Origin of the sequence: Capilliphycus salinus ALCB114379 (assembly GCF_047276495.1) — a bacterium.
Taxonomy (GTDB): Bacteria; Cyanobacteriota; Cyanobacteriia; order Cyanobacteriales; family Microcoleaceae; genus Capilliphycus; species Capilliphycus salinus.
In genome coordinates this window covers 2,953,994-2,966,698 of the sequence record NZ_CP178543.1, presented here as the reverse complement: position 1 = coordinate 2,966,698, position 12,705 = coordinate 2,953,994, and the positions used below count along the sequence as shown (strand labels likewise).

General features: G+C 45.8%; 13 protein-coding genes. 3 read left to right on the top strand and 10 right to left on the bottom strand.

Annotated features, from left to right (window positions below; genetic code table 11):
* Nucleotides 1–98: 98 nt before the first annotated feature.
* From tsf to ACL6C3_RS12260, 5 genes are all read right to left on the bottom strand, one after another.
* Nucleotides 99–728, bottom strand: a complete 630-nt coding sequence (tsf, locus tag ACL6C3_RS12280; RefSeq protein WP_413167446.1) for a translation elongation factor Ts — start codon at nucleotides 726–728, stop codon at nucleotides 99–101.
* Nucleotides 729–923: 195 nt separating this feature from the next.
* Nucleotides 924–1,736: a 30S ribosomal protein S2 gene (gene rpsB, locus ACL6C3_RS12275; protein ID WP_413167445.1), complete on the bottom strand. Its 813-nt coding sequence runs from the start codon at nucleotides 1,734–1,736 to the stop codon at nucleotides 924–926.
* A gap of 243 nt (nucleotides 1,737–1,979) precedes the next feature.
* The gene (locus tag ACL6C3_RS12270) at nucleotides 1,980–2,648 is read right to left on the bottom strand and encodes an HAS-barrel domain-containing protein (RefSeq protein ID WP_413167444.1); all 669 of its coding nucleotides are present in this window, start codon (nucleotides 2,646–2,648) and stop codon (nucleotides 1,980–1,982) included.
* Between the two features lie 237 nt (nucleotides 2,649–2,885).
* Nucleotides 2,886–3,086 carry an NAD(P)H dehydrogenase subunit NdhS gene (locus ACL6C3_RS12265; protein WP_413168312.1) on the bottom strand — a complete coding sequence of 67 codons (201 nt, stop codon included), beginning with the start codon at nucleotides 3,084–3,086 and terminating at the stop codon, nucleotides 2,886–2,888.
* A gap of 113 nt (nucleotides 3,087–3,199) precedes the next feature.
* Nucleotides 3,200–4,270 carry an Mrp/NBP35 family ATP-binding protein gene (locus ACL6C3_RS12260; RefSeq protein WP_413167443.1) on the bottom strand — a complete coding sequence of 357 codons (1,071 nt, stop codon included), beginning with the start codon at nucleotides 4,268–4,270 and terminating at the stop codon, nucleotides 3,200–3,202.
* Nucleotides 4,271–4,594: 324 nt separating this feature from the next.
* Between ACL6C3_RS12260 and hemF the strand changes: the two genes are divergently transcribed.
* Both hemF and ACL6C3_RS12250 read left to right on the top strand, forming a co-directional pair.
* The gene (gene hemF / locus ACL6C3_RS12255) at nucleotides 4,595–5,629 is read left to right on the top strand and encodes an oxygen-dependent coproporphyrinogen oxidase (protein ID WP_413168311.1); all 1,035 of its coding nucleotides are present in this window, start codon (nucleotides 4,595–4,597) and stop codon (nucleotides 5,627–5,629) included.
* Nucleotides 5,630–5,697: 68 nt separating this feature from the next.
* Nucleotides 5,698–6,060, top strand: coding sequence for an STAS domain-containing protein (locus ACL6C3_RS12250; protein ID WP_413167442.1), 363 nt, complete (start codon nucleotides 5,698–5,700; stop codon nucleotides 6,058–6,060).
* Nucleotides 6,061–6,154: 94 nt separating this feature from the next.
* Here the strand turns inward: ACL6C3_RS12250 and ACL6C3_RS12245 are convergent, their stop codons facing one another.
* From ACL6C3_RS12245 to ACL6C3_RS12230, 4 genes are all read right to left on the bottom strand, one after another.
* A complete protein-coding gene (locus ACL6C3_RS12245) occupies nucleotides 6,155–6,772 on the bottom strand; it encodes a chromophore lyase CpcT/CpeT (RefSeq protein WP_413167441.1) in 618 nt (205 codons plus the stop codon).
* Nucleotides 6,773–6,809: 37 nt separating this feature from the next.
* On the bottom strand, nucleotides 6,810–7,076 hold the full coding sequence (locus ACL6C3_RS12240; RefSeq protein WP_413167440.1) for a DUF4351 domain-containing protein: 267 nt from the start codon (nucleotides 7,074–7,076) through the stop codon (nucleotides 6,810–6,812).
* A 188-nt stretch (nucleotides 7,077–7,264) separates the two neighbouring features.
* Nucleotides 7,265–8,242 (bottom strand): cysteine synthase A, encoded by a 978-nt coding sequence (locus ACL6C3_RS12235; protein ID WP_413168310.1) that lies wholly within the window; start codon nucleotides 8,240–8,242, stop codon nucleotides 7,265–7,267.
* 558 nt (nucleotides 8,243–8,800) lie between these two features.
* Complete coding sequence (locus ACL6C3_RS12230; RefSeq protein WP_413167439.1) at nucleotides 8,801–9,439, bottom strand: peroxiredoxin; 639 nt, start codon at nucleotides 9,437–9,439, stop codon at nucleotides 8,801–8,803.
* A gap of 163 nt (nucleotides 9,440–9,602) precedes the next feature.
* Here ACL6C3_RS12230 and ACL6C3_RS12225 point away from each other — a divergent pair, with 163 nt between their 5' ends.
* Nucleotides 9,603–9,890, top strand: a complete 288-nt coding sequence (locus tag ACL6C3_RS12225; protein ID WP_413167438.1) for a hypothetical protein — start codon at nucleotides 9,603–9,605, stop codon at nucleotides 9,888–9,890.
* Nucleotides 9,891–10,025: 135 nt separating this feature from the next.
* Here ACL6C3_RS12225 and mutS read toward each other — a convergent pair whose 3' ends face one another.
* Nucleotides 10,026–12,680 (bottom strand): DNA mismatch repair protein MutS, encoded by a 2,655-nt coding sequence (gene mutS / locus ACL6C3_RS12220; RefSeq protein ID WP_413167437.1) that lies wholly within the window; start codon nucleotides 12,678–12,680, stop codon nucleotides 10,026–10,028.
* Nucleotides 12,681–12,705: the final 25 nt, after the last annotated feature.

The window sequence follows — 12,705 nt, the reverse complement described above, 5'->3', positions numbered from 1 at the left end:
AATTTAGAAATGATCCGCCCCAATCGGCTTGAATTGGCGATCGCGATCGGGGCAAACATAACGGGATTAGACTGGGAATTCAGTTGAGAAAACAGCCCTTATTCCGCCGTTTCTTCCTCGGCATCCGTGCCTTCGCCGAGAACAAACCGAGAAAAACGACGCACTTTAATATTTTCTCCCAACAGGGCGATCGTTTGTTTGACCAACTCCTCAACCGTAATATTTTGATCGCGAATATAAGGTTGATTCATCAAAGCTAATTCGCCCAGGCGCTTTTCAATCCGCCCTTGAACAATTTTTTCCTTGATATTATCCGGCTTTCCAGCCAGATCGTCCCGCTTCATCTCGATCGATTTTTCCTTCTCGACAATATCCGTCGGAATCCCATCGATACTGACATACTCCACATTCGGACAAGCAGCAATCTGCATCGCCACATTCCGCACCAGCGTTTGAAACTCTTCGCGACGAGCCACAAAGTCCGTTTCGCAGTTCACTTCAACCAGGACTCCCACACGGCCCCCAGTATGAATATAACTGCCCACCAGTCCTTCACTCGCCGCACGACCCGCTTTTTTCTCGGCCGAGGTAATGCCTTTTTGTCGCAGCCACTCGACGGCCTTGGTCATATCGCCATCTGTTTCTTTGAGTGCTTTTTTGCAGTCCATCATACCTGCGCCCGTTTTTTCGCGCAGTTCTTTGACTACTTTTGCAGATATATCGGCCATCTTTTCCTCAGTTCCTTCTCTTGAATTTTTTTAGTCGCCCTGAGACATCTGTTCTATTGACATCTGTTAGAAAATATTAACAAATTCATGCCCCCATTCTCAAGTTGAAGGGCGCAAGCCTCAATCAAATCCTCTTCAATCCCGGCTTGCACCCCCACTTGGCGGGTTAAATCGGTTCAGATGTCTCCGTTGATTTTACTCCTCGGAGTCCTCATCCTCCCCATTGCCTTCGTCTTCGTAATCAGCCCCTTCTTCCTCAAACTCTTCTTCAGCCCCTTCGTAGTCTTCCTCAAAGTCTTCGCCAAAATCGCTATCCGTCTCTAACTGACCGTGACGCCCTTCATAAATCGCATCCGCAAATTTACCCACGATTAACTTGATCGCTCGAATCGCGTCATCATTCGCCGGAATATGAATATCAGCCAAATCCGGATCGCAGTTGGTATCCAACATCGCAATAATCGGAATTCCCAACTTGCGGCATTCCATCACCGCGTTATGTTCCCGCCGTTGGTCGATCATCACCACCGCATCCGGAATTCGCCGCATCAACTTAATACCACCTAAGTATTTTTGCAGCTTCTCCAGTTCCCGCCGCAGCGTCGAAGCTTCTTTCTTCGGAAGATAATCCAGTTGACCGCTTTCTTGACGATATTCCAGTTCTTTGAGTCGATCTACCCGGGTTTTGATCGTCGTCCAGTTCGTCAGCATTCCCCCCAACCAACGTTGGTTCACAAAGTAGGCGCCGCACCGTTGGGCTTCTTGGGCAATGATTCCCGCCGCTTGACGTTTCGTACCCACAAATAAAAATTTCTTCCCTTGTTCAGACGAACTTCTGATGTACTCGTAGGCTCCTTCCATCAGTTGAGCCGTTTGAACCAAGTCAATAATATGCACTCCGTTCCGCTCGGTATAAATATACGGAGCCATTTTCGGATTCCAACGCCGGGTTTGATGTCCGAAGTGAACCCCGGACTCTAACATTTCTGCCAGACTAATTACAGCCATTATTCTTTGATCTCCTTTCGGGTTAATCCTCCATCCGGGGGTTGATTTCTGAACTTTATTCTTCAGAAACACCCGAAACCCAGGATGTGCGAATTTTAGACAACCTCTCAATTGTAGCGCTCTATTGTCAAAAGAAGGAAATAGGCAATTATCAGTGACTCGGTGAGGAGGGGGCGGGTTTATATTAGTTATCTGTAGGACATGATAAATTGACTCGGAACCCGCCCCTACACCGACTCCCTCTTATGGATGAATTTGCTTGAGAATGATCCGCAGGCGATCGTAGTCATCTCGCAGTAAAATACTTAACGTTCGTCCCGCTTCTACCAACCAAGAGCGATCGCAATTTCGCAATTGATAAATGTGTCGTATCGCAGCAGCAACCAAAGATTCCACCGGCGCTTGACTCACCTCAAGTAACGTTCGCAGAAAGTCAAATTCCTCGCTAAAGTGAATAATATCCCTCGTTTCGCAGTGGTAAACCGCCTGATGAATTTGCGGGGGACGGGGCGGAATGTATTGATAAACAGTCCCTCGCGGCGGTTCAATCCCATTTTTACCCACAGCCTGCGTCTCAAACCCAATAATCGCTGACCTAAATTCTGTCTTCAGCATCGCAAAAATCTGCGGCTGTTCTTCCCGCAACTCCTGCAACGATAATCCTAACGCTCGCGCTCGATGTACCGAATCAATCGGACTCGTCGTTACATGATAAACAATCCCATAAATTTGATTTCCCGACTCCTCATCAGTCGATTTTACCCAACTGCCAAACGGAGGCATAATCGGAAACGTCAGATCGGCAGATTCCAGACATTGGGCTAAAAATTCACAGGTTGCCGTCTCAATCACTTCCCCAATATGACGGGGATGACGGTTGGTTGTACTAAATTGGGGAAAAGGAAGACGCATAAGCAAACTTTTACAGTGACCAGTCAACAGTGAACAGTTAACAGTTAACAGTGACCAGTTTTTTCGGTGACTCTGGGGCGGGTTTATATCAGTTGTCTGTGGGAGGTTATAAATCAAGACCGAACCCGCCCCTACACAGACTTTTGCCTCTTGCTAGAAGCGCCTCTTGCCTTTAATAACTGATAAAAGAGGCAGGTAGAGGACTATTGACTCCATTTTGAACCTGCCCAAGCAAGATTATTTTTTCTTGGCTTTCCGTCCGGCGGTCGCATCGACGGGTTCGATCTCCGAAAGCCGAAACGTGACTAATTTATCCCAGTTTCCCCCTTCAAACAACACCGCAACCTTACCATCGCTGATCCGTTGCACCTGTCCTTGAAAGCCGTAATAGGTATCACTGGCGTTAATCACACGAACTGCTGAACCGGGGAGAATCATTCTTTTATCCTCGTCGATCTCTACATTCATTCAGTCTACAGAACTTTTCAGCATTCGGAACCGATATCATCCCGAGAGCGATATTTTATTATCGTTAACTCCAAGAGCCAACTTTACGCCAACGCCGCCACAGACACTTTCGCCGCAATTCGTTGCGCGATCGCCGTCAACTCCTTAGCCGCCGCCGACTCCGGATCGGCAATCACAATCGGCACCCCGTTATCGCAGCCTTCGCGCACCGGCATTTCCAGGGGAATTCCTCCCAACAGCGCAACACCCAATTCTTTCGCCGTTTTCTCGCCCCCGCCCGAACCGAAAATATCATACTTTTTCTCGGGAAGATCCGGCGGGATAAAATAACTCATATTTTCAACAATCCCCAAAACCGAAACTCCCAGTTGTTGGAACATTCGTAAACCTTTGCGGGAGTCCAGCAAAGAAACCGTTTGAGGCGTGGTAACAATCACAACACCGGACATCGGCACCGCCTGCACCAGCGTCAGTTGAGCATCTCCCGTTCCCGGCGGCATATCCACAATCAGATAATCGAGATCGCCCCATTCTACTTGGTATAAAAATTGACGAATAATCCCGTTCAGCATCGGGCCGCGCCAGATCACCGGTTGATCGCGATCGATTAAAAACGCCATAGAAACCAACTTCACGCCGTAATTAAACGCCGGTTCTAAGACTTCGCCCTGTTTGCCCTGGCGAACCATCACTTGGTAGTCCGACAGTCCCATCATCGTCGGATCGTTTGGGCCGTAAATATCCGCATCGATCAGCCCCACTTTCGCTCCACTTTGGGCCAGAGCAACAGCCACGTTAACCGCAACCGTGCTTTTTCCGACGCCCCCTTTCCCGCTAGAAATCGCCAGAATATTTTTCACCCCTTCGATACCCTGGCGGTCGGGTATCGATTTCTGTTGGGGAGTTTCAGCCGTCACATCAACGGTAACTCGTTCGACTCCCGGAAGTTGCTGTACCGCTTTTTGGCAATCTTCAACGATAAATTCTCGTAACGGACAGGCGGGAGTCGTTAGAACCAGCGTAAAGCTGACTTCGCCATCGTTGATTTTTACATTGCGGATCATATTGAGATCCACTAAGCTTTTCTGAAGTTCGGGATCTTGTACCGGTCGCAGGATTTCTAAAACGGAACTGATACTAAGAGAATTTGACATCTTGTTTGTAATTGCAGCTAGTCAATTGAGCCTTTGCGATCGCATCGATGACGATCTGAGCCTGACTCTATTTTTGGGCAGGTCGGAAATAATTAAGTTTTTTTGACATCCTCCCGTCGCCGGAGGCGTCAGATGACAATATTTTAACGGAAAGATACAACCTCTGGAAGCGCAGACAATTTCAAGTTCAAAGTGTTGGCCGTTAGGGGTTAAAATAAAAATTTGTGGGATTAACCTCTACTAGCAAGTTGGGTTAAACCCCGGATGATTAAATCCCTTGGCAACGAGCAAGGGTTTGGCAATCACGAATGTTTGGGAGCGGTTATGACAGCTTCGAGAGTATCAGAAAAAACAACAACACCGAATCCGCCAGGGGCAGACTCCCAAGCGAGGGTCAGCCAGTTTATGAAGCAGATTCAAGATGAAATTTGTCAGGGTTTGGAACAGCTTGATGGGAAAAGCACGTTTCAAGAAGATTCTTGGGAACGCCCGGAAGGGGGCGGCGGGCGCTCCCGCGTCATCCGGGATGGAGATGTGTTTGAGCAAGGGGGCGTGAATTTTTCCGAGGTCTGGGGTAAAACTTTACCGCCTTCGATTTTGGCTCAACGTCCGGAAGCTGAAGGTCACGGATTCTACGCCACCGGGACTTCGATGGTGTTGCATCCCCGCAATCCCTACATTCCAACCGTGCATTTGAATTATCGCTATTTTGAAGCGGGTCCGGTTTGGTGGTTCGGGGGCGGCGCCGATTTAACTCCTTATTACCCTTTTGCTGAAGATGCAGCCCATTTTCACAAAACGTTTAAAGAAGCTTGCGATCGCCATCATCACGAATATTATCCGGTGTTTAAGCATTGGTGCGATGAATATTTCCACATCAAGCACCGTCAAGAAGCCCGAGGAATAGGCGGGATTTTCTTTGACTACCAGGATGGTCAAGGAGAACTTTATCGCGGCCCTTATAGCGAAAGTGCGGCGGCTAAATATTCCGGCGATCTCGGTGCGATCGACATCCGCGACTGGGAAGCCCTGTTTGCCTTTGTACAGGACTGCGGACGCGCCTTTTTACCGGCTTATACGCCGATTGTTGAGCGCCGTCGGGGAACCGAATATGGCGATCGCGAACGGAATTTCCAACTCTATCGGCGCGGTAGATATGTAGAATTTAATTTGGTCTACGATCGCGGTACTGTATTTGGGTTACAGACCAACGGGCGCACCGAGTCGATTCTCATGTCCCTGCCACCTTTGGTAAGATGGGAATATGGTTATCAACCTCAACCTGGAACCCCAGAAGCCGAACTGTATGAAACGTTCTTGAAACCCCAAGATTGGGCTAACTGGACTGCTCCCAACTAACAGGTCTGAGTTAAACTACTGTCAGAAGCAGCAATCATTGCTCTATCGAACATCCGAGGGGACGGTCAGTGATTCATATCGATCAAAAGGAACATACGACCCAAAATGGAACAAAGGTGATTGTCTTGGCTCCCAGTGGACGCCTTGATATCACGACGGCTTGGCAATTCCGCCTCAAGTTGCAAGAGTGCATCTCGAAACTCAGTCGCCATGTGGTGATTAATCTCGGTCAAGTTAACTTTATTGATAGCTCTGGCCTGACATCGCTGGTAGCCGGGATGCGCGATGCGGATAAAGTTAAAGGCAGTTTCCGCATCTGCAACGTTCATCCAGAAGCCAAACTGGTGTTTGAAGTCACCATGATGGATTCTGTGTTTGAAATCTTTGAAACCGAAGAAGAGGCACTTGAGGAAGGTGTGCGAGCCAGTTAGGATTAGGGATTAGGGACGAGGGACTTAAATCGCTCGCATCTACGGGTTGTTGATGACTTTAATCCCCAATTCCTGATTCCCCACCTAATTGGGGTTAAATAGAGAGTTCAGATGCAAAGTCGATCCGTTTGACAAATCGAAATGGACCTAATAACGCTCCCCAAGTTGCTTGTCCTGTTTGGGGATTGATTCCTTTATCGTAGCTCAAGAATTCATTTGCCATCGCCTCAAAGCCCAAATCAATCTGAAGGGTTTGATTTTGATAGGTGAAGCAACAGCGAGTATTTTCGGGCAGATTCGCTTTAAAATGATAGGTGTTGGCAGTGAGTGGCTCACAGGTCACATCTAACCGACAACCGGGAAGAAATTCAAGCTGTTCGGGTGTAAGCTGTCTCAGTTTCTCTGCATGACGACCTCCACCTTGAACGGCTTTCAAGTCTTTAAGCATATAATACTGAACGTGCAGACGTTCGGTGGTTTCAGCAGACGAGTAGAGTTGCATCATTCGCTGACGATAGGGTTGGTCGGGGGTTAAAGCGTTCGCTTGTTCGACAAAGAGGGTAATACTATCTTTAAAAAGCGGTATCGGTAAGGGACGCTGCCAAAGGTGGAGATGAACATACCAAGCGGGTTCAGCCATTGCTTGGGCTTGGTTATCAAACTCCCCGGCCAGATAACGGGCTAAAGCCATTAATTCCGGTGAAAAATTCATGTGATGCTCTCAGATTTTGATCAAGGTTTTAGCCATTTTAATTGATATTTTCAGAGTCCTGTATTTGTTCTAAGTAAGCGGTAACATCGGTAAGAGTCGTAAAATCTAACAAGGCTTCACCCAAAGTCTCTAATTGAGAGATAGATAAGCTACGAATTTGTTGTTGTAACTGAGGGTCAACCTCTCCAAACCGACGAGTTAACAGACGAATAATCAAACTCGCTTCTCCTTGCAAAAGACCTTCTTGACGGCCTTCTTGCCGACCTTTTTGCAAAATGTCCTGATAGATAACAGACTCTTTCACAATATCCTCCCTTAACAATTGTCTGATCAACTGTTTGTCATACCTCAAACCTGCTAAAATTTGCGCCGAGGCTAAAATATTTTATTATATAGGGTTTTGGGCAAGCGGCAAAGAATAATGAAAAAACCCGATTTCTGGTTGTCAAGATGTGGCTGAGAAACCGGGTTATTGCTAGAATTAAACAACAATTAACTTTTGGGTAAAAGTCCTCTTTCAGCCAACCAGTCCCGGTTAAATAATTTGGACTGATAGCGAGTTCCACTGTCGCACAACACCGTAACAATGGTATGACCCGGCCCCATTTCTTTCGCCAACGCCACAGCCGCCCCGACGTTAATACCGACCGAACCGCCCATAAATAAGCCATCTTTTTCTAACAGTTGATAGACCACGCGGACGGCTTCCACATCATCTATTTTAATCGCATCATCTACCGGCACATCTTCCATATTTGCCGTAACGCGACTGTTACCAATTCCTTCGGTAATTGAACTGCCTTCGGTGTTAATTTCTCCGGTTTTTACATAACTGTAAAGACCGCTTCCCATCGGGTCAGCGAGAACGGTTTTAATATTCGGATTTTTTTCTTTTAAAAATAAAGAAACCCCGGCAAACGTTCCCCCGGTTCCGGTTGCTGCCACCCAAGCATCAACTTTACCGTTTGTTTGTTCCCAAATTTCCGGACCTGTGGTTTCATAATGGGCATTACGATTGGCTAAATTATCAAATTGATTCGCCCAAATTGCATTTTCCATTTCCGATGCAAGCCGACCCGAAAGTTTAACATAATTGTTCGGATCGCGATAGGGAACAGCCGGAACTGTTCTAACTTCTGCCCCCAATGTTCTTAATAAATCTATTTTTTCTTGAGATTGAGTTTCGGGTATAATAATCAAACATTTGTAGCCTTTGGCATTACAAATATGGGCTAAACCAATACCCGTATTTCCAGCCGTTCCTTCTACAACGGTTCCGCCCGGTTTCAGCAAACCTTTTTCTTCGGCATCTTTAATAATATAAAATGCAGCCCGATCTTTAACCGAACCGCCCGGATTTAAAAATTCGGCTTTTCCTAAAATTTCACAGCCCGTTTCTTCACTAAAACTATTGAGTCGAATCAGGGGAGTGTTACCAACTGTTCCGACAAAACCATCTTTAATATCCATCATACTGAATTGAATTTAAGTTGTCTGACGACCGTAGGGTGGGTCAATTTTTCAACCGCAATCTATTATTAAATAACGGTAATTGGTTTGAACCGACTGGTCAGGTCGGGTGGGTCAAATGTTTGACCGCAATGTATTATTTAATAACAGCAATGGATTTTACCCAGTGTTCGGGGTTGGGTGGGTCAAATGTTTGACCGCAATCTATTATTAAATAACGGTAATTGGTTTGACCCACCCTACTGTTCTTGAATAATACCGGGTCAAATGTTTGACCGCAATCTATTATTAAATAACGGTAATTGGTTTGACCCACCCTACTGTTCTTGAATAATACCGGGTCAAATGTTTGACCGCAATCTATTATTTAATAACAGCAATGGATTTTACCCAGTGTTCGGGGTTGGGTGGGTCAAATGTTTGACCGCAATCTATTATTTAATAACAGCAATGGATTTTACCCAGTGTTCGGGGTTGGGTGGGTCAAATCTTTGACCGCAATCTATTATTAAATAACGGCAATTGGTTTGACCCACCCTACAGATTTGTCGAATTTAACTACTTATCGGGTTGAGGAGTCATCCGCAAATAGGGCTTAACTTCGGTGTATCCTTTGGGAAATTTCTGTTTTAATTCTTCGGGATCTTTGAGAGAAGGAACAATGACACAATCTTCTCCATCTTTCCAGTCTGCGGGAGTCGCCACTTGATAGTTATCGGTTAATTGTAATGAATCAATTACCCGCAAAATTTCATCAAAATTGCGTCCGGTACTGGGGGGATAGGTGAGGGTTAAACGGAGTTTTTTGTTGGAGTCGATAATAAAAACGCTGCGGACGGTAACGGAGGCGTTGGCGTTGGGGTGAATCATATCATAAAGATCGGACACCTTGCGATCCGCATCCGCCAAAATGGGATAATTAATATTGGTGCTTTGGGTTTCGTTAATATCGCCAATCCAGCCTTTGTGAGATTCGACATCATCGACACTCAGGGCGATCACTTTAACATTACGTTTGTCAAATTCTGGCTTGAGTTTCGCAACGGTACCGAGTTCAGTGGTACAAACGGGAGTGTAGTCCGCCGGGTGAGAAAATAAAACAACCCAGCTATTCCCCGCCCATTCATAAAAGTTTATATCGCCTTCTGAGGAGGCTTGTGAGAAGTTGGGTACCGTATCTCCTAATCGCAGTGCCATAGCTGATTTCCTGTGATTTTTCGTGAGGAATGTGATTCTGTTGTCATCATACCCCGGTTTTCCGACCGGAATTTTGATGTTTTAAAATCTTTATATAATTTTAAGGTCTGAGGACGATTAAAATAAAGTATGCCGTTGTCGAAACTGAATCTATAACAAGCCTATGGTGTTACAACTGTTGTATGTGATTATTAAAGCCATCCAGCCTTTTATCGTTCCCTTGTGTTTTGTCTGTGCTTGGGGATTGACGATTCTGTTAGTCTGGAGTGTGGCGTCTGCGATTTTTGATACTACACGCCGCGCCCAACGAATGCACCAAATCCCTTGTGCTGATTGTGCATACTTTACTAAAGATTATCATCTTAAATGCCCTGTACGACCGACAATTGCTTTATCTGAAGACGCCATTGATTGTCCCGATTTTTGTCCGGTTGGCGGGAGAAACAGTTAACAGTTAACAGTGACCAGTTTTTTCAGTAATGTAGGGGCGGGTTCCACGCTGAATGTATGCTTCTAACAAACAATCTACATAAACCTGCCCCCTGACTCGCCGCGAACCCTTTTTTTATTAACATTTTTATTAACATTATTCTCCCGTTTCAAAGATATCTAACTGTTCCATTGAAGCCGTTTTATTGTTCTGTTTTTTAATGCCTTTTCTCAGTCCGATCGCAATTTTACTATGCTGTTCTATTTGACGCATCACTTGTCTGGCGCGTTGAATCACAACATCCGGTAAACCCGCCAACCGTCCCGCTTCTATTCCATAAGATTTGTCCGCACCTCCCGGTTGAACTTGATGTAAAAAGACAATTTTATCGGGCAATTCTTTAACGGTAACTTGATAATTTGCCACGTTATCTAAAATAGACGCCAACTCGTTTAATTCGTGATAATGGGTTGCAAAAATGGTCTTGGCTTGTATTTCTGTAGCCAAATATTCCGCCACCGACCAAGCAATAGAAAGCCCGTCAAAAGTTGCCGTTCCCCGTCCAATTTCATCGAGAAGAACCAAAGATTTATTACTCGCATGATTTAAAATATTTGCGGTTTCATTCATTTCGACCATAAAAGTAGATTGACCCGTCGCCAAGTCATCCACCGCCCCCACCCGCGTAAAAATGCGATCGCAAAGGCTTAATTTTGCCGAAGTTGCGGGAATAAAACTTCCCGTTTGTGCCATTAATTGAATCAAACCAATTTGTCGCAAATAACAACTTTTTCCGCTGGCATTCGGACCCGTTAAAATAATTAAATCGGGGTAAGAATAGGGTGTCAATTCATCATTTTCGCTTTGATCTTCTCGACTTCCCAACTGGGCGGTATTCGGCACAAAAAAGCCCGGAGGAAGCAACTTTTCGACTACCGGATGTCGCCCCTCAACAATCTTTAATTCGCGCCCTTCTATCATCTCTGGACGGCAGTAAGATTGACGAATTGCCACTTCTGCCAACCCGCACAAAACATCAATCGCCGCCACCGCTTTGGACACATTGCGAATGGTATCGATATATTCGGAAACTTCCGATCGCAATTTGACAAAGATATCATATTCGGTTTGGTTTAAATCTTCTTGGGCGGTTAAAATTCTAACTTCTCGTTCTTTTAATTCCGGCGTAATATATCGTTCTTCATTGGTTAACGTTTGTTTGCGGATATAATCATCCGGTGCAAGTTCTGCTTTGCCGCGACTAATACTGATATAATATCCAAAGGTTTTATTAAATCCAACTTTTAACGTGGGAATTCCCGTGCGTTCCCGTTCTTGGACTTCCAAATTGGCGATCCACTGTTGATCGTCGGCTGCCAGACTTCGCATTTCATCGAGGTTAGCATCAACACCGGAACGGATCAAACCCCCTTCTTTGAGGGCAATGGGCGGAGATTCTTCTAAAGAATTGATAATTTTTTGGGCAATTTTTTCGAGGGATTGAGGAATATTTTGTAAGGCTTTGAGATAGGGCGATTTTCCCTGTTCGGCTAAAGTTGCCAGTTGGGGTAATTTGCTTAAAGAATCGGCTAAAGAGACTAAATCTTTGGCGTTGGCGGTATTATTTCCCACCCGTCCCGTTAAGCGTTCCAGGTCATAAATTTGTCGGAGAAGCTGTTGAATATCTTGTCGAAGTTCGTGATTATTTATAAATTCTTCTATGGTATCATGGCGGGCGCGAATGCCTTTGAGGTCTAATAAAGGTTGCAATAACCACCGCCTTAACGCCCGACTTCCCATCGGGGTATTTGTTTTATCCAACGCCCACAATAATGAACCGTAAAGGGTATTATCTCGGACGGTTGTGGTAATTTCTAAGTTGCGGCGACTTTGATGATCTAAAATTAAATAATCGCTCAGGGTATAAGTTCGGGGACGCTGTAAAGAAATTGAGTGATCTTTTTGGGTATCTTCTAAATAGTCTAATAAACCTCCTGCGGCCCGCACGCTCAGGGGAAGATGTTCGCAGCCAATTCCTTCTAGAGATTTGAGTTGAAATTGTTCTAAAATTCTGGGTCTGGCTTCGCCCAAAGAAAAGGATTTTTGCGATCGCAAAGAATAGCAAAAACAGCGGGGTAAACAGTTGGGGAGTTCGTTATCATTTTCCCCCGGTTTCAGCATTTTACTGATATCGGGCGCATTGACTGGAAACAACACTTCAGACGGTTGTAACCGCATTAATTCTTGGGTGAGATGTTCTAAATTTTCCGACTGGGTGGTGAGAAATTCTCCCGTTGAAATATCCGCATAAGCAAGCCCCCAATGTTCACCGGCAATGACTACAGATGCCAAATAATTATTTTGGCGACCTTTGAGCATATTATCATCGGTGAGGGTGCCGGGAGTGAGAACGCGGGTAACTTCTCGTCGCACCTGTCGCTTTTCTTTGGCGGCGATGGCTGCATCTTCAACCTGATCGCAAATAACCACCGCGTAGCCTTTTTCTAAGAGGGTGCTGCTGTAGCGATAAACGTGTTCGTGGGGAACGCCCGTCATCGGAACTCGCCCGACTTCTTTTCCGGCGGCTTTGGTGGTTTGGATGAGTTCAAGTTCCCGGGCGATGATCACCGCATCCTGAAAGAAACATTCAAAAAAGTCGCCCACCCGAAAAAATAGCAGTGCGTGGGGGTATTGTTGTTTGACTTCGATGTATCGCTGCATCATTTCCGACAGTTTGCTGGCGTCGAGTTGTCGGTAGTCAGCGTTGGGGTATTCTTCCGGTTGAGTAGATGCGGGGGTGAGATCGGTCATAGCAGGTTTAAGACTTTCAGCAGGG